We start from the raw sequence: 21,934 nt of genomic DNA on the forward strand, positions 1-21,934 counted from the left end.
AGAGGAGACATCATAGTGACCCCATTTACCAAACAAGTCATTGCGATCATCGCAGCGATTCCTGAAGGTAAAGTGATGACTTACGGTCAGATTGCAGCCCATGCTGGAAGTCCAAGAGCCGCGAGACAAGTCGTCCGTATTCTGCACTCGATGAGCCGCAAAGAACGTCTTCCCTGGCACCGTGTCGTCAACGCAAAAGGCGAAATCTCCATAACGGACGAACACTCGCGCATGATGCAGGAAACAGAACTGATTAGCGAAGGTGTCGAGTTTCAACTGAACGGAACCATTAATCTCAAACAGTTCGGTCATGAGCCCGATCCTGTATTTCTTATCGATCCAACGATCCAGCTCGAATAATAAAAGTGCTCTCCTCCTATCACGCACACCAAAAAAAAGAGAACTCAAGCAGTTAGGGTTACCCCTTTTCAACTGCTAGAGTTCTTTTTTTTGTTTTTTTATCTGATGTTCGTTACGCTGTAGCCGTCGCTTTTTCCTGTTCTACAGTAACAGGTTCAATAGCTGGTTTTGTTTTCCGAATAAAGAACGCCATGATCAAAGCAACCACGGTCATTCCTGTAGCCACGATGAATGCATAGTTAACACCGTAAATCGTTGCATCTGCTGTAGCAGCTATCATTGCTGTCTTATCACTAGGGTCAACTTGACCAGCAGCCACTGCATCCGCCAGATGTGTTTTGAGCTTGCTACTCATGATGGTTACGAGAACGGCTGTACCGATCGCACCGGCAACAGTACGCAATGTGTTGGACATCGCTGTACCATGCGCGTTCAGACGTTGAGGCAGTTGATTCAGACCTGCTGTCTGGATCGGCATCATCAGCATCGACATACCGAACATACGAGCCGTGTAGATAAACATCATGTAGCCGTACGTAGTATCGATTGCCAGACGACTCAGTCCAAAAGTTGTAATTGCCGTAATGGCAAGACCTGCAACCGAAAGCCAGCGCGCGCCCACTTTATCAAATATGCGACCTGTAATTGGGGACATAATCCCCATCAATATCGCACCCGGCATCATCAGAAGTCCTGATTCAATCGGTGAGAATCCACGAATGTTTTGCAGGAAAATAGGGAGCAGGATCATACCTGCAAACATCGCCATTGTCACGAGCATGTTAATAATCGTTGTTAATGTATACATGTTGTACTTGAAAATACGGAACTCAAGGAGCGGATGATCTGTTGTCAGTTGACGAATAACGAACAGAATCAGGGATATCGCACCTACAACGAGGCACCCAATGACAATTGCACTGCCCCATCCATCGGTACCTGCATCACTGAATCCGTAGAGCAAACTACCAAAACCTAGTGTAGATAAAATAACGCCTGGATAATCCAGTTTAGGTCTGGATTGACGTGTTACGTTTTTGACAAAAGCAATACCAATTGCCGTTGCAATAATAGAGAATGGCAAGATGATGTAGAACAACAATCTCCAGGAATAATGCTCAACCACATAACCTGAAAGTGTAGGCCCAATCGCAGGAGCCAGAATCATCGCGATCCCCATGGTTCCCATGGCCTGACCGCGTTTCTCAATCGGGAAGATGGTCAGGAATACAACGGTCATCAGAGGCATTAGGATACCTGCACCTGCCGCTTGAATGACACGACCTACCATCAGAATGGTGAAGGTTGGACTAAGACCACAGACTAATGTACCTATGGTAAATAGAGTCATGGCTGTAATGAAAATTTGACGCGTTGAAAATTTGGCAATCAGATATGCCGTAACCGGAATCAGTACACCGTTCACAAGCATGTAACCCGTGGTTAACCACTGGGCTTTGTTTGCATTGATCGCGAGGTCTTCCATGATTTTAGGAAGTGCTACGTTCATCAGGGTTTGGTTCAGGAATGCCACAAAGGCACCAATTAACAATGCCGCTACAATCGGGCCTTTCTTGATGTTGTCCATCGCTGAGGATGGAGCTGCAGCAGTAGTCGTACTCATATGTTGTTCATCTCTCTTCCTTCTAACTTTTCAATCATTTGACTATGAATTCTAAGTAGGTGCTCAAGGTCTTCCTTCGATATATCCAGAATGGGTGACACTCTTTCCATCCACAAATGGTGCGTTTCCTGTTGGGCCTGTTCCCCTTTATCCGTAATCTGAAGCTTAACGGATCGGCGGTCAGCATCTGAACGTGTCCGAACGATATACTCGCCTTTGACGAGCCGCTCCACAACAGCGCTCATGGAACTGCTGCCCATATGGCATAGCTCAGCCACTTCGTTGATGCCAATGGAAGGACGCTCCCTCAGGATGGATAACACCATAAACTGGATCGAAGTCAGCTCGATCTCCTTGTTTTCATTCCAAAATGCTCGAAAAAGCATTTGATTCACTTGGCGGAACGAATTAATAATATAGAATACTTCATACGTATCAGTCATTGATTCACCCTTTTACTTTTGGAATATAATATTTCGTACACGAAATATCAGGGGAACAATTATTTATTATAACAAAAATATTTACATAGTCAACTCTTTACATATGAATTCACAAAAATATTATTAGGACATACTAACTGTGTTACATCCATGCCTTTACTCAACTAACCTGGACACAGTCTGTATCATATGTAATTTGTAAATAAAATAACCATAGGGTTCCTGCATGAAACGAGCAGGCACTCCTATGGTTATTCAGAAGAATCAGCATGGTATCATACCGAAGTAGATAAGGCAGGCTCTTTGGTCTTGGGTGAGGTCATTTTGCCTAACAGATATACCAGCAATTGTTGATTGTGCATCGAAATGTTACTGAGAACAGAGTTCATGAATTCATTACGGATGGTGATTCCCCGTTCTGTTTCCATTCTTCCTTTCTCTGACAGAGATACCCACACAATGCGTCGATCCTGATTATCCCGATTCCTGCGAATCAAATCATTTTTCTCCATTCGATCGAGCAGCATGGTTACAGCAGCTGGCGTAGTAGACAGATAAGGAATCAGATCCGAAGGTTTCATCTTCTGATGATCTTCAAGTACCTCCAGAACAGCCAGCTGAGCCTCCGTTAATGAGGGTGCCAGCTCTTGATCCATATGCAATTTATAATCTTTGGTCAACCTGGACCAGCACTTGGCAAAATCGGAATTATACATCTTCCATCGCTCCTCTCTGCAACCGGTTATCACTTCACCTGCTTAAGTTTTCGCGCTCCAAAGCCACATTCCTGCTGCCTTTTTTCAATTTCCTAGCGATCGACCGTAATCGACGAAGGTTGTTAAACTTCGCATGAATGCCCTCTTCTAATCCGCCTTCGAACAACAAAAAAAGACTCCTCGCATGACAGGATTAGCTGTTCTGCGAAAAGTCTCGTTTGTTTGTTTTTATGAAGATGATGCTGGTTGATTCTCATTGAAGTCCCTTAGAAGTTCAACGATCTCGTCCTGTTTATCCACATGAACGATCAGCTTGCCAATATGTTTGCGCTCTGTAATCGGGACACCATCCGAAGAGATCGGGAACACTTGGCCTTCTTTGGTCATTACAGTGATCTTACGTTGCTCTTTGCAATAAAACGCTCCAGCAATACGGCTACCATTCGGTTTCACACGTTTGCCTTCTTTGAACTCGAATGTGGCAAGCCCCTTGCCTCCACGGCTCTGTATAGCGTAATCCAGAAGTAATGATCGTTTACCATATCCCAGATCGGACAACACGGCAACTTCACCTTCATCTCCTTCTACCCATAGAGCGGATACAACTTCATCTGTATCTCTTAACTGAATACCACGAACACCACCGGATACACGTCCCATTGGATTAACCTCATCCTCTCGGAAACGAATCGCCATAGCTTCTTTTGTAATCAACATAATATCTTGACCACCTGTACTTAGATGTACAGATAACACTTCATCCTCCTTGCCCACTTTACAAGCCGCAACTGCACCGGAACGCTTGGTAACGTAATCCTTCAGCTCCGTTCGTTTCACCTGTCCTCTTCGCGTAACGAAGACCAGACTGTGATTTGGCTCTTCAAAGGATTTCACAGCAAGCACACTTGCAATACGGTCATCTTTCGCAAGGGGAATGACATTCACAATGGCTGTGCCTGGATCTTTCCACTTGAATTCAGGTACCTGGTGAACAGGTAACAGGAAGTACTGACCTTTCCTCGTAAAGACAAGCAAGTTCTCAAGCGTATTTACTTCCAGAACCTGAGCGATATAATCGCCGTCTTTCACACCACTTCCGCTCCGTTCACCACCAGAACGTGTAAAGGACTGCATGCCTGTACGTTTCACGTATCCTTCTTTGGATAACGTAACAAATACATCTTCCGCGTTCACAAGTACTTCGAGATTAACCTTGAGTTCTTCCACTTCACCCTGAATCGCAGAACGACGGTCTATTCCGTATTTATCGCGAATCTCCATCAATTCTTTGCGGATGACTCCGATGAGCTTGCGGTCACTATCCAGAATGGATTGTAGTTGTGCAATCTTTTTCATCAGTTCACCGAGTTCCTTCTCCAGAGAATTGATCTCCAGATTCGTCAAACGGTACAATTGCAACGTAAGGATGGAATCCGCTTGGCGTTCCGTGAATCCAAACATCCACATCAGGTTATTCTGAGCATCCTGCCGGTTCTTCGACGCTTTGATCGCTGCAATGACCTCGTCAAGGATGTTAAGTGCTTTTACCAAGCCCTCGAGCACATGTGCACGGTCTTGCGCCTTCTCCAGCTCAAACCGGGTACGGAATGTTACAACTTCCCGCTGATGGGCAATGTAAGCCTCGAGAATCGATTTCAATCCTAATTGATGAGGTGCTTTATTCACAATCGCAACCATATTGAAATTATAGGTGACCTGCAGGTCGGTTTTCTTCAGCAAATAAGCCAAAATACCTTGTGCGTCCGCTTCTTTTTTCAACTCAACCACGATTCGCAGACCTTCACGTCCGCTCTCATCACGCACTTCGGCAATACCTTCAACCTTCTTCTCAAGTCGGATGTTCTCCATCGCTGTAACCAGACGAGATTTCACGACTTGATAAGGAATTTCGGTAATGACGATCTGCTGTTTGCCACCGCGCATGTTTTCAATCTCGGTTTTGGACCGGATATAGATCCGTCCCTTACCTGTGCGATAGGCATCCAGAATGCCGTCACCGCCCATAATCAATCCGCCTGTTGGAAAGTCAGGACCCTTCATAAACATCATGATTTCGTCCAGCTCAATCGACGGTTTCTCCATCACAGCGATCGAAGCATCAATGACTTCACGCAAATTGTGTGGAGGAATCTCCGTTGCAAATCCAGAGGAAATGCCGCTGACGCCATTAACCAGCAAGTTCGGATAACGGGATGGCAATACAACCGGTTCTTTGGCCGTATTATCAAAATTATCCTTAAACAGAACCGTCCGTTTCTCGATATCGCGAAGCATCTCCATCGCGATGGGCGACAAACGGGCCTCCGTATACCGCATCGCCGCTGCCGGGTCATCATCCTGTGATCCCCAGTTACCATGACCGTCCACGAGCATATGGCCCATTTTCCATGGCTGAGCCATCCGCACCATGCCCTCATAGATGGATGAGTCACCATGTGGATGATAATTACCCATTACGTCCCCAACGGTTTTGGCAGACTTGCGGTAAGTCTTGTCAGGCGTATTACCTGAATCGTACATGGCGTACAGAATACGCCGTTGTACTGGCTTCAACCCATCCCGGACATCCGGAATGGCTCGATCCTGAATAATATATTTGGAGTAGCGACCGAAACGGTCCCCAACGACCTCTTCGAGAAAGGCCGGCATAAATTGTTCTGATGGACTCATTCCAAGCACCTTCTATTCTTCGTACTCTGTAAAGTCGACGTTCTCTACAATCCAGCGTTTTCGCGGATCAACCTTATCACCCATGAGCGTAGATACACGACGTTCTGCTTTTGCTGCATCAACAATCTGTACCTTCAGCATCGCACGAGTTTCCGGATTCATTGTGGTCTCCCACAGTTGATCCGGGTTCATTTCACCTAGTCCTTTATAACGTTGAAGCTCAACATTATTACCGAATTCCTTCATGTAATTAGCCAGCTCTTCATCCGTCCATGCATATCGAACTGTCGCAAGCTTACCAGACTTACGAGTAAGTTTGTATAATGGCGGCTGAGCAATATATACTTTGCCTGCATCAATTAAAGGCTTCATATAACGATAAAAGAAGGTCAACAGCAGCACCTGAATATGTGCACCATCGGTATCAGCATCGGTCATAATGATAATTTTGGAATAATTGCTGTCTTCAACTGCAAATTCGGTTCCAATGCCCGCCCCGATCGCCGCTGTAATAGCGCGGTATTCTTCATTTTTGAGAATATCAGCCAGCTTCGATTTTTCCGGATTGAGCGGTTTTCCCTTGAGCGGCAAAATAGCCTGAATCTTCGAGTCGCGTCCCTGTTTGGCAGAACCACCTGCGGAATCCCCTTCGACAATAAATAACTCATTTCGGGTAAAATCCTTCGATTGCGCCGGCGTCAACTTGCCGTTCAGGTTGGAACTTTCACTGCGCTTTTTGCCTGTACGCATATCATCTCGTGCTTTGCGAGCCGCTTCTCTGGCTCTGGAAGCTTGAACCGCTTTGCGAATTAACGTTTGCGCTACCTGCGGGTTTTCTTCCAGGAACCGCTGAATATTTTCGGACACGACCGAATCCACTGCACTTCGAGCGGAAGCGCTGCCGAGCTGATCCTTGGTCTGACCTACGAACTCAACATCTGACATTTTGACACTGATGACGGCCATCATACCTTCACGCAGGTCATTACCTTCGAGATTTTTATCTTTTTCCTTGATCATGCTGGTACGCCGCGCGTAATCATTCATTACACGGGTATACGCAGCCCTGAATCCGGTCTCATGAGTACCGCCGCCCCGAGTAGGGATTGAGTTCACGAACGAAGCCAGTGTTTCCGTATAACCCGCGTTATACTGGATTGCCACTTCGACTTCAATGTCATCCTTCTCCGCATAGAAGTGAATAACATCATGCAACACATCTTTATTTTCGTTAAGAAAAGCAACAAACTGGCTTGCTCCGCCTTCATACATGTATTCATCCTGATTGCCCGAACGTTCATCCTTGAGCACAATTCTCAGACCCGAATTCAGAAAAGCAATCTCCTGAAGACGTTCTGCCAATGTATCATAATTGAATTGAATGCCGCTCTGGAACACCCGAATATCCGGTTTAAATGTAACTTTTGTACCTGTCCGATTGGTATTGCCCAACACTTCGAGACCGGAGACCGGTTCACCGACATGTTCAATCCCTTTTTTGTCCTTCCAATACTCGAATCGCTGACGATGAATCTTGCCATCACGGAAAATCTCGACTTCAAGCCACTCGGACAATGCGTTTGTAACTGACGCACCTACACCGTGCAAACCGCCTGATTTTTTGTATCCTGATCCACCGAACTTTCCGCCTGCGTGCAAAATCGTAAACACGACCTGGGGAGTAGGAATCCCTGTTTTATGTATACCTGTCGGAATTCCCCTTCCGTTATCCTGAACCGTAATAGAACCGTCCTTATGCAGCGTGATATCGATTTTGGAGCAGAATTTGGCGAGATGTTCGTCGACAGCGTTGTCGACAATTTCCCATACCAAATGATGTAAACCTGAAGTGCTGGTGCTGCCGATATACATCCCCGGCCGTTTCCGTACCGCTACCAACCCTTCAAGTACTTGAATGTCGTCCGCGTCGTAGCCTGAAGACCCCTGTCCTCCGCCTGTCGAACCTGCCGACATATCGATTTGCTCGACCATTCATGCTCCCCCTTCTTAACTTGCAACTAAAAAAATGCCTAAAATGCAAACAGATGTTTTCTTATCCTTGTCCATTTTAATTCAAGATATCCCGTTTCGTAAAGACAAGGAATGACACAATGAGTGAAGCAATGCCCCAAACACTAAGCACAATAAGGGAAAAACCTAAATTCATACCCTCGATTGGAGGTAACCCGCCAGACAAATAATTCGGAAGTTCCAGGTTAACCATGAACAAATACTTCGCTGTCTGCCAAGATGCTGCCATACTGGTCAAGATTGTTCCTGCAATCAGCGCGGCCATCATGATAACGATACTTGCAGCAGTACTGCGCACGAGCACGGATACCATAAATGCAAGCATAGCCACAATTACACTCACAAACCAGATCAGTCCTGCCTGCATTAGCATATAAAGCCACTGGTCTACAGCATGAACTGCCGACATATCGACATCTGTTCCCACAACTTTGAATCCTGTGAAGATTGGCATGTTGAAGCCTTTATAACCAAAGACCGCACCCGATATGACATAACATATAATGTAGGCTGATACCACTATGATCGAAACAAACATAATCAGCGTAATTAATTTACTCAGAAGCACTTTCCAGCGTCTAACCGGACGCGTTAAAAGCATTTTAATCGTCCCTGTCGTACGTTCACCAGAAACAAGATCTGAAGCAATAGCCATGATTAACAGTGGAATAAACAATCCAACCGCGTTGTTCATGAACTCCCGCGTAAAGGTGACACCGCCCGGTTCTTTGGGATTGATGTCATTCTCAAGATAATACTGCATCTGCTGGATATATACTGTTCTATATTTTTTGTACTCTTCAGGTACCCGATCGCTACCGAGCGAATTTTGATTGTCTGTGATGGCCTGTTGCAGTTCAAGACGCCAATCGCCGCCAAACTTGTCGCGATTATTCTCCGCAGATTTCATCTGGGCATACGTAAACATCGGTACGAGGACCGCAAGTACAATAAATATAATATAAAGCCGTTTTTTCTTCACCATCTTAATCGTTTCATTGCGGATCAGCGGCATGATATTACTCAATGGATTCACCTTCTGTCATTTTTAAGAATAGTTGTTCAAGCGTAGGCTGAATCCGCTGTACCCCTTCAACCTGTACACCAGCTTGAACCATCTGTTGCACCATATCAGGAATTCGATCTTCGTGCATCTCGGCAACCACAGCGTTGGGACCAAGGCCCGCAACAATGGTATCATCCATCACATCCGCAGGTCGACCTACCAGAGCAATGCCTGCATCCTGCAACATTGTTTTGCCTTGCTCCAGTGGTGAAACATGCCATATGGCCAACTTGGAATGATCTTCAATCAGTTCGCTTACACCTCCAACAGCAAGCACACGCCCAGCACTGATAATGGCTACTCTGTCACAGAGAAGCTGGATCTCACTTAACAAGTGACTGCTGACAAATACAGCCATACCTTCACTGGCAAGTTGCTTAATAAAGACACGAAGTTCCTTAATCCCTTTTGGATCAAGACCATTTGTCGGTTCATCCAGAATAAGCAGACGCGGTCGCCCAAGCAGCGCTTGTGCAATACCGAGCCGTTGACGCATACCCAATGAGTACGTTCTGACTTTATCGTGAATCCGCTGATCCAGACGCACAATATCTACAACTTCCTGAATTCGTTCATTGTCCACACCTGGTTGCATGCGAGCGAAATGCTCCAGGTTCTCCCACCCTGTCAGATATGTATATACCTCCGGATTTTCAACAATGGAGCCTACATACTTCAAAGCACGCTCAGGGTCCCGATTCACATCATAACCACAGACTTTAATTTTTCCTTCTGTTGGTTTGATCAGATCGACTAGCATCCGTATCGTAGTTGTTTTGCCGGCACCGTTGGGACCGAGAAATCCGAAGATTTCACCCGGTTTCACGTCAAATGTAACGTCCTTAATGATCCATTTGCGTCCGATCCGCTTTTTCAGATTCTGTACGGATAGGACGGAATCATACTGCTGCTCTGCCATTTAATTTCCGCTCCCTTCTGCCGATGTATCTGCCTGGAATTCCTGTGCAATCCGAACTGCAATTTGCTCATAACCTTGTCCGTTGGGATGGAAATGATCTGACGAGAGATACTCCCCCAGATGATTTTCAAATAAATCGAATGTAGGAACCAGTGTCATCTTGTCCTCATTGTTCAAAATAGCCAGTGCAGCATCGTTCCATGCAGCAACTACTGCATTACCCGGCTTCTCCAGTTCCTTCACATCACCAAATGGATTGTACAGCCCTATGTACGCAATCTGTGCATCGGGATTAATTTCTTTAACTTTCTTCAATATCTCTTGAAGGCGCTTGGACGTTTCCGGCAAAGCCGCTGCCAGCTGCTCTGCTGTTGGCGGATCTTCCCCCTGGAGAACTTGTCCTCCCTGGAACAAATCATTTGCGCCGATCGAGAGCAAAATAAAATTGGACTGTTGCAGGACGTAACGCACGCCTTGCTCATCGAGTTTTTCCAATAAAGCATCTGTTCTCAAACCGTTTACACCCAGATTATTAAGAACCTGAACATCATATCCTTTATCTTTAAGCAGGTTCCCTGCACGTCTCACAAAACCGAGTCCTTCATCATCCCCCGTGCCTCTTGCCAGGGAATCGCCGATGACGGCCATCCGAATCTTGCCATCTTCCACGACAGCGGGTTTCCCCTCGATATCCTTAGATGGAGCAGTTGCCTCCTGGCCTGTAGTTAATGCGGAATCTCCCTCGGGGAAAATCACGTCTTTTATGGCGTATCCAAATCCAAATAACAACAGCAAAGTTGCCAAGATGGATACTGTACTGACAGTTCTCCAGATCCATGGTGCTGAATCAAGGCTTTTTTTCTTTTTCATCATCACATCTCCGCTCATGTACACCAATCCGGGTGCTTTATAATTTATAATGACTTTACATTAAGGCGTGTCTGAAAATCCGCTTACTTCGGAGTTTTCAGACACGCCTTGATGATGCTATTCCTAAATAACATAAATGTTCTGTCGTTAATTTGCAAACTTTGGCGCTGCATTCGCAGAATTCATTTTTTATATGTCATTTTACGGAAAAAAGGTTATGCCATACACAGATATGAACTGTGTACTGGCATAACCTTGTGGAAAAGAAAATCATACTTTCTTCATTATAAATCGATTACTTACCGATAAACTCTTGTGCCCAGTATCCGTTGTAGAAACCTACACCGATATGCGTAAAGTTTTTGCTCAGAATATTGGCACGGTGACCTTCACTATTCATCCAAGCTGTAACCACTTCCTGTGGTGTTTTTTGTCCTTGGGCAATGTTCTCACCTGCATAGCTGTAAGTTACTCCGAATTGTTTCATCATATCAAACGGAGAACCATACGTAGGTGACTGGTGATCAAAATAGTTATTGTTACTCATATCTTTTACTTTAGCAACAGCTACTTTGTCCAGAAGTGCATCTGAAGTCAGTGCGTTCAGACCTGCTTTAGCACGCTCAGCGTTCACAAGTTTTACAACTTGAGTAGCAAAGTCGGATTGTGTGCTTTCGCCACCATTATTACTTGTATTGTTACCTGTGTTACCCGTGTTTGAAGGATCTTTAGCCGGTGTAGTTTCCGGTTTTTCTTCTTGAACTGGTTGTGTTGGTTTAGTCGGTTGCTCAGGCTTAGTTGTAGGCTCAGCAGGTTTTGTTGTTGGTTGAGTTGGTTTTGTGGTCGGCTCAGCAGGTTTCGTCGTTTGATCAGGCTGCGTAGCAGGTTTCTCTACAATTTGCCCCTCGGATACGGTGTATCCATTTTGTTTGAGCCATTTCTCAATATAAGCTTTCAAGCTGTCTGTACTTGTAATTTTGTACGTTGTGATAGTCTTATATGTTGAATCTGCAGCAGACGCGGAAGCAGGAAGCATTACCCCTACGGCCAGTACGGCTGTCAGACTACTCGTTACGACAGTTTTCATCCATTTCTTTGTCAAATTCATTCATCTCCTTAAGATTAGTTATTACAACTTTGTAATTAATACTCTAGCAGTATATCAATTCAACAGGAGATTGTGAACCTATAAAATATGGAAAAGTAACTTTTTTGTCATTTTTTAGAATGTTACAGATTTGACTGAGGGCTTATCCTGTAAGGCTCTACCCCCATCGACAAAAGCATAAAAAAAAGACATTCGGACTAAAAATGCTAGTCGAATGTCGCTTCACCATCTATTTATCATTCACCACACCAGAATGTGCAGATCAGGATATCATGAGAATTTCCATGCAATAGAAGAAACTTTATTTATACTATAGAAGAACTTTACTGAACCGATAACCTCTCTTCTGAAAACCAATGTGCTCATAAAAAGAGTACGTTGTTGAAGTCACTTCACGGTTTGCACCCGTGACAAACAGTTGTTTACCACCTTGCTGTCTGCCCCAATCTTCGGCACGAGCCATCAGACGACGGGCAATCCCACCACCACGATGTTCTTGACCTACAATCAGGGAAGTAATTTGTGCGGCAGGTTCTGGATAGGCATGACTTTGCACACATTGCAAGCCAATCACACCAATAATTTGTTCATCCACTTCGGCAACAAGCATGCATGCATTTGGATTGGTTTCCAAACATTCAATACGTTCTTTCATGACATTGGTTGTTGTCGGATAGCTGACCTCTCGCATCAGTCCCGTTACCGCTTCAGCATCTCGCAGCTCACACTCTCGGATCATCAGTACAGGGGCCTCAACATTATTGGACATGATTTACCTCCACTTTCAGCATATTAGCGGCTTGCACCGCTGTTTTACGAGCTTCTTCCACATCTTGGCCAGCACTTAAGGCTACAGCCATTCGGCGTCCTACTTTGGTCTCAGGTTTGCCAAATACACGAATCTGAGTACGAGGAAGAGCCAGTGCTTCTTCAATCCCGCCTACAGTAAAGTCAGATGTTTCATCATTAGCCTTCAGCGTTGCTGAAGCTCCCGGTGTCAACAGATGTACACCTGTGACCGGAAAACCAAGAATTGCACGTACATGCAGCGCAAACTCGGAACTGTCTTGCGTCACCATTGTAACCATACCTGTGTCATGCGGACGAGGAGATACCTCGCTGAACACAACCCCATCCGATGTGAGGAACAATTCCACTCCAAACAGTCCATTCCCGCCAAGTTCATCCGTGACGGATTTGGCAATATGACAAGCTTGCTGCCATTGCTCAGGAGTCATTGCATGAGGCTGCCAGGATTCGACATAATCCCCATCCTTTTGAATATGACCAATCGGAGGACAAAATACGGTGCCTGATACAGACCTAACGGTGAGTAATGTAATCTCACTGTCAAATTGCACAAAGCTCTCCACGATAACACGAACGGATTTGCCACGAGCCCCCGAAAGAGCAATGTTCCAGCAATCCTCCACGTCGTCCGGTGTTCGGCATACACTCTGCCCTTTGCCGGAAGAACTCATCAATGGTTTAATGACACAAGGTGTGCCAAGCTTACGTACGGCTTCCTGAAGTTGTTCCAGGTTGTCCGCAAAAAGGTAGTCAGCTGTCGGAAGTTTCAATTGTTCGGCTGCAAGCCGACGGATGCCTTCGCGATCCATCGTTAAACGTGCAGCTCGGGCAGTAGGTACTACACAAAATCCCTCTTCCTCAAGCTCCAGTAAAGCTTCTGTTGCAATAGCTTCAATCTCAGGTACGATGTAATGAGGTTTTTCTTTACGGATCAATTGTTTCAAAGCTTCGGCATCCAGCATGTCGATGCAGTAAGACCGGTGCGCGACCTGCATCGCAGGTGCGTTCTCATAACGATCAACAGCGATCGTCTCTACTCCCAGTCGTTGGGCCTCAATAACGACCTCTTTTCCCAATTCTCCACTGCCTAGTAGCAGCATTTTTTTGGCTTGAGCCGTAAAAGGAGCACCCCACATGTTCTTTCCAATCCTCCCAAAGAGAAATCTTCTATATCTGTCTGTCTCTCTATTTTCGGGGTTTTGGTTAAAGATTGCAAGAGTGCTCCCTATTTTTCTTGTGAATTTTACAAGATTTTTTGTGTTTTTTCGATCAAATTTTACAATTACTGCTCTCAGATTCGATACTCCTTCCATTCCTCCCAAAATTAAGGAAATGTTAACAGAGCAGACTTTAATACTCCAACGAAGCAAAATACGCAAACAAATCCCAAGTTTAAAGACTTGGGATTTGTCGATTTTTTTCTCTGAAGATTTCATTATGGGAAGAAACATAAGCCATCTTGGGTGCGTCAGGCGTCATATATTGTTTCGCACTATTAACTGCCACGATCGCATCATTGAAAGCTCCTGCAATGAGCCTAACTTTGCTATCGTGTGTCGCACAGTCTCCTGCTGCAAAAATACCCGGGAGGTTCGTCTGCGCATGTTGGCTCATTAGAACCATTCCATCGTCCATTGCTAAGCCACAGCTGACAAGATCACTTAGATTGCTTTTATATCCGTGACTAATGACGACTTCATCCACTTCCAACACTACATTGTCCTGACTTTCCATGTGCGTAATCTCAACCTGCTGGATTCGCTTACCATTATTATGCAGCTGCGTGATGCTGTATGGTGTTCTCACATCCGTTATATTGTTCATCTCACTGACATTTCGTTCCATCGCGCGAAACTCATTATTCCGGTGGATTACAACTACGCTGCGAGCAAGTTGAGCAAGTTCAATTGCCCAGTCTACAGCACTGTTGCCTCCACCCGAAATGAGTACACGCTTCCCAGAAAAATCTTCCGGATTTTGCACGGTGTAATGAAGATTCTCTTGCTCATATTCAATCGGCTCCTGAAGCTCCAGCTTCTGAATCTCTGCAATACCACGGCCTACTGCGACAATGATCGTACGCGTATAATGTATCTTCCCTCCTGTGGTATACATACTCCATATTCCGTTATCCAGTCGAGTGAACCTTTCCACTTTGCAATTCAATACAACCGTTGGATTAAGTGTATTGGCCTGCTGAACAAGCCACTCGATCAACTTCGAACATTTCATAGGCGGAAGACCGCCAACATCCCAGATTGTTTTTTCCGAATAGGTATGCAGAAATCCACCAAGCTGGTCTTTGCCTTCGATGATTTTAACTTTCATATCACGCATTCCTGCATAAAAAGCCGCATACATGCCAGCAGGGCCGCCTCCGATGATGGTTACATCATAGATATCTTCTTCATTCATTTTAAACACACCTTGTTAATTTAGTTATGAATTCGAGATACATGTCACTTTACCCGTTTGCTTTATTTGTTTTTTGCTTCAAAAGCAGCAACAATATCATCAATGACATATTCATCGGCAAGTGGAGACATTCCCAGATTGAACCATTCCTTGCCACCCACCATATAGACGTGGTCCTGCTTGACTGCTTTCAGATTTTTCCATAATGATGAAGATAACATATCTTCAAATTTCTTTTTAATTTCCGGATTAGTCTCATCATCCAGCTGAACGATCAGATGATCTGCGTTGTATTCAGGCAGTACTTCCAAGGATACGGACATGGCAGTTTGATCTTTCGGGAAATTAGGAAGTGGATTCATTCCCAATCGTTTGTGGACAAAGTTTCCTCGGTCAAGGTTCTCACCATGAAGTACGATTTCTTTTTCCATCACTCTAATGTAGAGAACAGTCTCCTCACCAATCAGCTTATCCAATTTGGCAGCAGCTACCTTCTCCTTATCCACCAAATCCTGAATCACCTTTTCTGCCTGTTCTTCTTTGTCCAAAATTTTGGCCATATCCCGCAGTTCATCGCGCCAATCATCACGCTGTGGCAAAAGTACGGTAGGTGCTATCAGAGTAAGCTGATCATAGTCCTTTTTGGACCACCAGTCAGGAGCGATAATCAAATCCGGAGCTGCCTCCATCAGGGCTTCAAAGTTAGGCGTTCTTCCTATTCCCATTTTCATCGTGTTTGCGAATGGCTCTTGCAAGTAAGAAGGAAAATCCTCATGGTAGTTCTGTACAGCAATGGGTACGATGCCAAGTGAATATAAAAATTCTGGATATACAACGGACAAACCAACTATTTTTTGTGGGTTCACCGGAATTTCAACTTCTCCCATTTCCGTGTTCACTTTTTTCACCTGACTGGCTTCTGTTGTTGAAGAATTGGCGGTACCCGCTTCTTGTCCCTCGCTCGAGGATGCTTCGTTGCCTGCTGCACCGCAAGCCGAAATAATGAGCACCAACATCATGGTGCATAGTGCCGTTAACCATCTGAATCTCATTCTTTATGTACCCCCTATATGGCATTTAGTTATGACAACGTCTAATTAATAATAATTATCATTATCATTACGATATAGGAGTAAGTATATTAAAATATGTTCAGGTATGATATTGACTATTCAGACTTTTTGCTATGGACGATCTTGCCATAACTTTAATATTTCATCCAACATAAGCTCATGGGTAAATGCAGTGTAGTCCAGCAGGACGCTCGACAAAAGCATATCCATTCTGCCATTCTGTACCGCTAACAACGCAAACCATTCTTCAGACTTACGTACAGCAGACCATGTCTGCCTGGATGTCTCATCATCACCCACAATCAGTAATATTCTTTCCACGTTGAGAACGGATAACTCCTTAATGGTTACTGTGCCACGTTCCCAATAAGTCTCAACTCCTTCGGGACCCTCCATTTGCATATCAACGTAAAAAACGGAAGCAATGCTCCTTGGGCCTAACATCTGCAACGCTTCACCATGAACTTTGAGTACAACCAGCCTGTCTTTTCGTATGAAATCTGTAAGCTGATTCTTAATGATTTTTGCCTTCTCTTCATATCTTTGAAGCCACACTTCTGCAATATCCGACCTGTCCAAAAAGCTTGCAACATATCTCAAATGTTCTCTCCAATCTCCTTGTTCCCACGGGAGGTCACACACCGGAGCAATGGATTGAAGTTGACTTTGCAGAGCCTTAGATTCCGTCCCAATCGTAATAATATAATCAGGTTTAACTAATCGCAGCTGTTCCAGACAGATGGTCTCACTCTCTGCGAGTGGCATAACTTTGTCCGTTTCATATTTACGTCTATAATAGGATGTCCATGGATGACTTGCTCGCGCGGCACATGGAATAATCTGCAATGCAAGCAGTATACCAATGCTCCAAGAATGAACTGCAGCAATTTTTTGTTTGCTATTACGTATAAACGCTGCTGGTGGAATGCCAGAGATCTGCTTGAATTTACGCCGGAAATACGTCTCATCCTGATAACCCACGTACGATGCCACATCCTTGAGTCGATAACTGTGATCATTTCTCATCAAGATCTGGGCTTGTTTAATTCGGTATAGCGTTAAATAGTCCACTGGACTGTAACCATACCTTTTCTTGAATAAACGCATGAAATGTCGAGGGCTCATTCGTGCCACATTTGCTAATTCCTCAATGGTTAATCTCTTCGAATAATTCTGCTCCATGTAGCCTTTGACATGTTCAATTGGTGAAGCCAGGTCCGTCTTTTCGGTAAAGGCCACGTCGTAAAACATGGTATACAACAGTTCCTGAAAACGAATCTGACCATAGTACCTTTGCAAACCATCCTTCTTCAACGTGTGGTGGTAAATCATCTGACAGATCACACCAACAGCAACGGGTGAAGATGAGCTGACCTCCCCATTCACTTCATTACGTAAAAGTTGCTTCATCATTTCAAGGGCTGTCCCACCATCCTGCTCCAATGTGTACATGACATCAAAACTCATGTGATACACACCTCGTTCATCCAACGAATGCACATTTGCCTCAACCAGTTGCCCCGGGAAACCTACGTACAGTCCGCCCGCCTTTAATTCAATGAAACTGCCATCTATCTTTAACCACCCTTGCCCACTGGCTACAAATAATAACATGTATGTTTCAATGAAGTGTTTCCTCAAAAGCCACTCCGTCGCAGGGGCACTCGTATAATTCACGTGAAGGAGCCTAAAATTCATATGATCCAGGTGATCCAAATGCTTTGAATTTATTTCGTTGTTGTCCATCTGCATTGATCTCCCTCCAGCCATGAACGATAGTATTGATTTCATTCTTCAAAAATATAACATACCACACTAACGTTTAAAAAAAACACTCCGGCTATCCTCTAACCTGTCTTCAATGAATAAGATGCACTTATTATTGAAAGAACAGGCTATAGAACACCAGAGTGTTATAAGTTCATAGATGTTCAGACGCTTCACAAGCATCCGAAGTTTTCATTTTCATCACAAAAATCTGTATTGAGCTTCTATTAATCCATTATAGACGCCTTGTTTTTGGATAAGCTGCTCATGGTTGCCCTCTTCTTTAATTTCACCATGATCCAGGACGATAATGTTATCTGCATTCCGGATGGTTGAGAGACGGTGAGCAACCATAAAGGACGTTCTTCCCTGCAACAGCACCTTCAACGCTTCCTGGATTTTAAGCTCTGTCTCTGTATCAATACTCGCTGTAGCTTCATCCAGAATCAGTATGCGTGGATCAGCAAGCAGCGCACGGGCAAAGGATAACAGTTGTCGTTGTCCCATGGATAATACGTTCCCGCGTTCCTCTACTTCGGTATCATATCCGCCAGGCAGCTTCATGATGAACTCATGTGCATTGACTGCTTTGGCTGCGTCCTCCACCTCTTCATTCGTTGCATCCAGTCGTCCAAATCGAATATTGTCACGAATCGTACCCGAGAAGATGAAAGTATCCTGTAATACAATGCTGATCTGGCTCCGTAAACTCTCTACCGTTACATCCCGCACATCCTGTCCGTCAATGGTGAGACGTCCGCCGGATATATCATAGAAACGACTGATCAGATTGATGATCGTACTTTTACCTGAGCCCGTATGACCAACCAGTGCAATCGATTGTCCCGCAGCCGCCGAGAAGCTGATCCCTTTCAGCGCCTGTCTGCCCTTCTCGTATTCGAACACCACATTTTCGAATGCGATATCTCCTTTAATAGAAGGAAGTGGCTTGGCACCTGGTTTATCCGCAATACTTGGCTTTTCATCCATGAATTCGAAGATACGCTCTGATGACGCCATTGCAACCAACAACTGATTGTACATTTGTCCCAGACGGTTGATCGGGTCCCAGAAGTTGCCGACATAGTTGGCAAAAGCGACAAGTAATCCCACGGTCAACTGATCCTGTTGAATCAGATAGGCACCAAACCAGAAGAGTATCAATGTACCAAAACCGCCGGTAATCTCAATCAGCGGTCCGAAGCCCTGGTTCATCGCTGATGCTCTATCCCATGACTTTTTGCTGGACAGGTTCATGTTGTCAAAATACTTCATGTTCTCTTTTTCCTGAGTATAAGCCTGAGTCACTCGAATCCCCTGAATGGATTCATTCAAGTGGGAGTTAATACGAGAGTTCTTCATGCGCACATCCTGCCAGGCACGGCGGATCAGCACCCGCAGTTTGGTCGAGATGATAAACATGATCGGCACCGTAATGATTACGGCAAGGCCCAGTTTCCAGTTAATCAACAGCAAGATCACAATGATCCCGAGCAACTGTACGCAGTCGATCATGACGTTAACTGCACCGTTCGTGAACAGATCCTGAAGGGAGTTAATATCATTCGTAACACGTACCAGTACGGATCCTGCCGGTCTTTTGTCAAAAAAGTTAAAGGACAGCTTCTGGATATGCTTGAACAGATCCGAGCGAAGGTCATAAATAACACGCTGTCCGATAATGTTTGTCAATTTGATCCGGTACGTATTGGCAGCCCACTGAATGAGATATAACACAAATATGGAGCCTGCGATAAGATACAGCATAGTCATGCTTGGCAACCCCGTTGCCGGTGCGATGGCCCGGTCAATCGCCAGACTGATTAGAAAAGGTACGGACAATTTCGTAATGGTACCCAAAATCATCATTAGAATAACGAGTGGTAACAATTGTTTTGCATAAGGTTTCATGTATGCAAATAAACGTCCGAACTCTTTCCAGTTAAACGGTTTTTCAATAATTTCATCATCCTGATACACAAATCGTTCATTCAGTTTCTTCTCAGAGGCCACTTTTGCCTCGCGCCTGTCTGCTATCGTTTCGGCACTCATGAATTCACCTGCTCCCCAGCCTCCCGCTTACCGCGGGCAATATAATCTGCATATTGAATTTTATAAACATCCTGATATGGTCCAGGCACTTCAATGAGTTCGGTATGTTTGCCACGTTGTACCACGCGACCTTCATCGAGCACCAGAATCTCATCTGCATGTCGTAGTGAAGATATCCGGTGTGCAATAATAAATGTTGTTCTGCCGCGCATAACTTCCTGGAAACCGGATTGGATCTCATGTTCCGTCTCCATGTCCACGGCGCTGGTTGCATCATCAAGTACCAGAATTTTCGGATTTTTCAGCAAAGCCCTTGCGATCGCAATCCGCTGTTTCTGTCCACCCGATAATCCCATACCGCGTTCACCAACCACCGTGTCATATCCGTCCGGGAACTCCATAATGAAGTCATGAGCCTTGGCCAGCTTGGCTGCACGGATAATTTCATCCATAGTGACGTTCTTAAGTCCGTATGATATGTTATTGCGAATGCTGGATGAGAACAGGAATGTTTCCTGGAAAACAGAAGCGATCTGACTCCGCAAACTACGGATACCTATATCTTTGATGTTTTTGCCATCCAGCTTGATCGTTCCCGAGTTCACGTTATAGGCACGCATCAGGAGCTGAATAATGGTCGATTTACCTGACCCTGTTCCCCCGAGGAAACCGATTACAGAACCGGGTGCAGCATCAAAATTAATATCGGTTACCGCTGGCATTTTATTGCCGTAGGCAAAGGTAACGGATTCAAACGTTACATGGCCGTTGACCTGATCTGCCTCCACAATGACCGGATCTTGCGTTTCTTCCACATCCACTGGCGTATTGAGCAGTTCGAGCACCCGTTCACCTGAAGCTTTGGATTGCGTATAGTTGTTGATATGGAACCCAAGGTTCCACATTGGACCGATTATGTACCAGATCAAACTGAAAAAGGCAACGAGTTCACCGAGTGTCAGCGTCTTCTGTATAACCATTCTTCCACCGATTATCAGCAACAAAACGATACTCACCGAAGCAAGAATCTCCATGATTGGAAAATAGCGACTCCACAATGTTGCGGCATGAATCTGATTCGTCTTGTAACGCTCATTGCGTGTGGAGAATTTCTCCACTTCATAAGGCTCACGTGCAAAGGATTTTACCGTACGTACTCCAGTGATATTCTCCTGTACCGCTGTCGTCAGTGAACTGAGCGCCAGCCGCATCTCCTGAAATGCAGGGTGAATTTTGGATTCGAATCTCAGCGCAACGAAGGCAAGTAATGGGATGCATATGAGTGTGAACAGCGTAAGCTGCCAACTCATGGTCATCATCATGATTGCGCCGAACACGACCATCAAAACCATGTTGAGAATCTGGGCGAAACCAAATCCGATAAAGTTACGGATGGCTTCCAAATCTCCCGTGAGGCGGGACATCAGATCACCTGTCTTGGCCGTATCATAATAACGGAAGGATAAAAATTGAAGCTTTTCGTAACATGCGTTACGAAGTCTGTACGCCAGGAAGTTACCCAAGCGTCCTCCAAAAAAACCGTGTAAAAACTGCATTCCCGCTTTCAAAATAACTACACCTAACACAGTCAAAGCAATGATGGGAACGTCTTCAAAAGTTCGCGGAACAATAATATCATCAATCAGTATCCTCAGCATGTACGGATACACCAACCCAAGTGCGGTCGCTAAGGCGAGGAACAAGATTGATACAAATAAATACGTTCGCTTTTCCCAAAAAAAGATTTGCAGTTGCCTAAGAACATCCATGTTTCTCCTCCTCTTATGTCGTTCAAAAATACTATGAACATTTATGAAGTTTATCACCGTACCCCATTCGCGGCAAAGCGAATAACAGACCATATTCTGCCTGCTTTCAGCTTATTGACGCATTAACGAAGGTAAATACCCACCTTTCAATCAAATGTTTGAATATTCTCTTTATTTCAGGTTGTTCGTAGCAAAAAAAGGCTCCCTATATGCCTTTTCG

17 protein-coding genes are annotated in these 21,934 nt (G+C 44.9%); 1 reads left to right on the top strand and 16 read right to left on the bottom strand.

Features of this window, described 5'->3' with window-relative positions; genetic code table 11:
* Positions 1 to 15 precede the first annotated feature (15 nt).
* Entirely contained in the window at positions 16 to 360 is a 345-nt protein-coding gene (locus MHB43_RS19775; RefSeq protein ID WP_405117796.1) for an MGMT family protein, read from the top strand.
* Positions 361 to 472: 112 nt separating this feature from the next.
* Here MHB43_RS19775 and MHB43_RS19780 read toward each other — a convergent pair whose 3' ends face one another.
* The 16 genes from MHB43_RS19780 to MHB43_RS19855 all read right to left on the bottom strand — a co-directional run bounded on the left by MHB43_RS19780 (position 473) and on the right by MHB43_RS19855 (position 21,714).
* On the bottom strand, positions 473 to 1,984 hold the full coding sequence (locus MHB43_RS19780) for a DHA2 family efflux MFS transporter permease subunit (protein WP_405117797.1): 1,512 nt from the start codon (positions 1,982 to 1,984) through the stop codon (positions 473 to 475).
* On the bottom strand, positions 1,981 to 2,427 hold the full coding sequence (locus MHB43_RS19785; RefSeq protein WP_036613308.1) for a MarR family winged helix-turn-helix transcriptional regulator: 447 nt from the start codon (positions 2,425 to 2,427) through the stop codon (positions 1,981 to 1,983). Before MHB43_RS19785 ends, MHB43_RS19780 begins: the two co-directional genes overlap by 4 nt.
* 275 nt (positions 2,428 to 2,702) lie before the next feature.
* Positions 2,703 to 3,143 carry a MarR family winged helix-turn-helix transcriptional regulator gene (locus tag MHB43_RS19790; RefSeq protein WP_221820408.1) on the bottom strand — a complete coding sequence of 147 codons (441 nt, stop codon included), beginning with the start codon at positions 3,141 to 3,143 and terminating at the stop codon, positions 2,703 to 2,705.
* A gap of 228 nt (positions 3,144 to 3,371) precedes the next feature.
* Positions 3,372 to 5,834: a DNA gyrase subunit A gene (gene gyrA / locus MHB43_RS19795; protein ID WP_405117798.1), complete on the bottom strand. Its 2,463-nt coding sequence runs from the start codon at positions 5,832 to 5,834 to the stop codon at positions 3,372 to 3,374.
* 12 nt (positions 5,835 to 5,846) lie between these two features.
* Positions 5,847 to 7,826, bottom strand: coding sequence for a DNA topoisomerase IV subunit B (gene parE, locus MHB43_RS19800; protein ID WP_221820406.1), 1,980 nt, complete (start codon positions 7,824 to 7,826; stop codon positions 5,847 to 5,849).
* Positions 7,827 to 7,902: 76 nt separating this feature from the next.
* Positions 7,903 to 8,892 carry an ABC transporter permease gene (locus MHB43_RS19805; protein ID WP_036613298.1) on the bottom strand — a complete coding sequence of 330 codons (990 nt, stop codon included), beginning with the start codon at positions 8,890 to 8,892 and terminating at the stop codon, positions 7,903 to 7,905.
* Complete coding sequence (locus MHB43_RS19810; RefSeq protein ID WP_405117799.1) at positions 8,885 to 9,850, bottom strand: ABC transporter ATP-binding protein; 966 nt, start codon at positions 9,848 to 9,850, stop codon at positions 8,885 to 8,887. The genes MHB43_RS19805 and MHB43_RS19810 overlap by 8 nt, the downstream gene beginning before the upstream one ends.
* Positions 9,851 to 10,738, bottom strand: a complete 888-nt coding sequence (locus MHB43_RS19815) for a GDSL-type esterase/lipase family protein (protein WP_405117800.1) — start codon at positions 10,736 to 10,738, stop codon at positions 9,851 to 9,853. It lies immediately after the preceding gene.
* 277 nt (positions 10,739 to 11,015) lie between these two features.
* Complete coding sequence (locus MHB43_RS19820) at positions 11,016 to 11,822, bottom strand: CAP domain-containing protein (protein ID WP_405117801.1); 807 nt, start codon at positions 11,820 to 11,822, stop codon at positions 11,016 to 11,018.
* A gap of 316 nt (positions 11,823 to 12,138) precedes the next feature.
* Complete coding sequence (locus MHB43_RS19825) at positions 12,139 to 12,597, bottom strand: GNAT family N-acetyltransferase (protein WP_036613284.1); 459 nt, start codon at positions 12,595 to 12,597, stop codon at positions 12,139 to 12,141.
* Positions 12,587 to 13,774, bottom strand: a complete 1,188-nt coding sequence (gene purT / locus MHB43_RS19830; RefSeq protein ID WP_405117802.1) for a formate-dependent phosphoribosylglycinamide formyltransferase — start codon at positions 13,772 to 13,774, stop codon at positions 12,587 to 12,589. Before purT ends, MHB43_RS19825 begins: the two co-directional genes overlap by 11 nt.
* 256 nt (positions 13,775 to 14,030) lie before the next feature.
* On the bottom strand, positions 14,031 to 15,053 hold the full coding sequence (locus MHB43_RS19835) for an NAD(P)/FAD-dependent oxidoreductase (RefSeq protein ID WP_405117803.1): 1,023 nt from the start codon (positions 15,051 to 15,053) through the stop codon (positions 14,031 to 14,033).
* A 62-nt stretch (positions 15,054 to 15,115) separates the two neighbouring features.
* Positions 15,116 to 16,105, bottom strand: a complete 990-nt coding sequence (locus MHB43_RS19840; protein WP_405117804.1) for an ABC transporter substrate-binding protein — start codon at positions 16,103 to 16,105, stop codon at positions 15,116 to 15,118.
* Positions 16,106 to 16,237: 132 nt separating this feature from the next.
* Positions 16,238 to 17,878, bottom strand: a complete 1,641-nt coding sequence (locus MHB43_RS19845; RefSeq protein WP_405117805.1) for an AraC family transcriptional regulator — start codon at positions 17,876 to 17,878, stop codon at positions 16,238 to 16,240.
* A gap of 216 nt (positions 17,879 to 18,094) precedes the next feature.
* Positions 18,095 to 19,945 (bottom strand): ABC transporter ATP-binding protein, encoded by a 1,851-nt coding sequence (locus MHB43_RS19850; RefSeq protein ID WP_221820399.1) that lies wholly within the window; start codon positions 19,943 to 19,945, stop codon positions 18,095 to 18,097.
* Positions 19,942 to 21,714 (bottom strand): ABC transporter ATP-binding protein, encoded by a 1,773-nt coding sequence (locus tag MHB43_RS19855; RefSeq protein WP_221820398.1) that lies wholly within the window; start codon positions 21,712 to 21,714, stop codon positions 19,942 to 19,944. The genes MHB43_RS19850 and MHB43_RS19855 overlap by 4 nt, the downstream gene beginning before the upstream one ends.
* Positions 21,715 to 21,934: the final 220 nt, after the last annotated feature.

It is taken from the genome of Paenibacillus sp. FSL H8-0317 (genome assembly GCF_045040685.1).
Classification (GTDB): Bacteria; Bacillota; Bacilli; order Paenibacillales; family Paenibacillaceae; genus Paenibacillus.

Excerpts from the sequence above, each read along its gene's own strand:
- MHB43_RS19780 (WP_405117797.1), bottom strand. The coding sequence starts at position 1,984 with ATGAGTACGACTACTGCTGCAGCTCCATCCTCAGCGATGGACAACATC.
- MHB43_RS19785 (WP_036613308.1), bottom strand. The coding sequence starts at position 2,427 with ATGACTGATACGTATGAAGTATTCTATATTATTAATTCGTTCCGCCAA.
- MHB43_RS19790 (WP_221820408.1), bottom strand. The coding sequence starts at position 3,143 with ATGTATAATTCCGATTTTGCCAAGTGCTGGTCCAGGTTGACCAAAGAT.
- gyrA (WP_405117798.1), bottom strand. The coding sequence starts at position 5,834 with ATGAGTCCATCAGAACAATTTATGCCGGCCTTTCTCGAAGAGGTCGTT.
- parE (WP_221820406.1), bottom strand. The coding sequence starts at position 7,826 with ATGGTCGAGCAAATCGATATGTCGGCAGGTTCGACAGGCGGAGGACAG.
- MHB43_RS19810 (WP_405117799.1), bottom strand. The coding sequence starts at position 9,850 with ATGGCAGAGCAGCAGTATGATTCCGTCCTATCCGTACAGAATCTGAAA.
- MHB43_RS19815 (WP_405117800.1), bottom strand. The coding sequence starts at position 10,738 with ATGAGCGGAGATGTGATGATGAAAAAGAAAAAAAGCCTTGATTCAGCA.
- MHB43_RS19825 (WP_036613284.1), bottom strand. The coding sequence starts at position 12,597 with ATGTCCAATAATGTTGAGGCCCCTGTACTGATGATCCGAGAGTGTGAG.
- purT (WP_405117802.1), bottom strand. The coding sequence starts at position 13,774 with ATGTGGGGTGCTCCTTTTACGGCTCAAGCCAAAAAAATGCTGCTACTA.
- MHB43_RS19835 (WP_405117803.1), bottom strand. The coding sequence starts at position 15,053 with ATGAATGAAGAAGATATCTATGATGTAACCATCATCGGAGGCGGCCCT.
- MHB43_RS19840 (WP_405117804.1), bottom strand. The coding sequence starts at position 16,105 with ATGAGATTCAGATGGTTAACGGCACTATGCACCATGATGTTGGTGCTC.
- MHB43_RS19845 (WP_405117805.1), bottom strand. The coding sequence starts at position 17,878 with ATGCAGATGGACAACAACGAAATAAATTCAAAGCATTTGGATCACCTG.
- MHB43_RS19850 (WP_221820399.1), bottom strand. The coding sequence starts at position 19,945 with ATGAGTGCCGAAACGATAGCAGACAGGCGCGAGGCAAAAGTGGCCTCT.
- MHB43_RS19855 (WP_221820398.1), bottom strand. The coding sequence starts at position 21,714 with ATGGATGTTCTTAGGCAACTGCAAATCTTTTTTTGGGAAAAGCGAACG.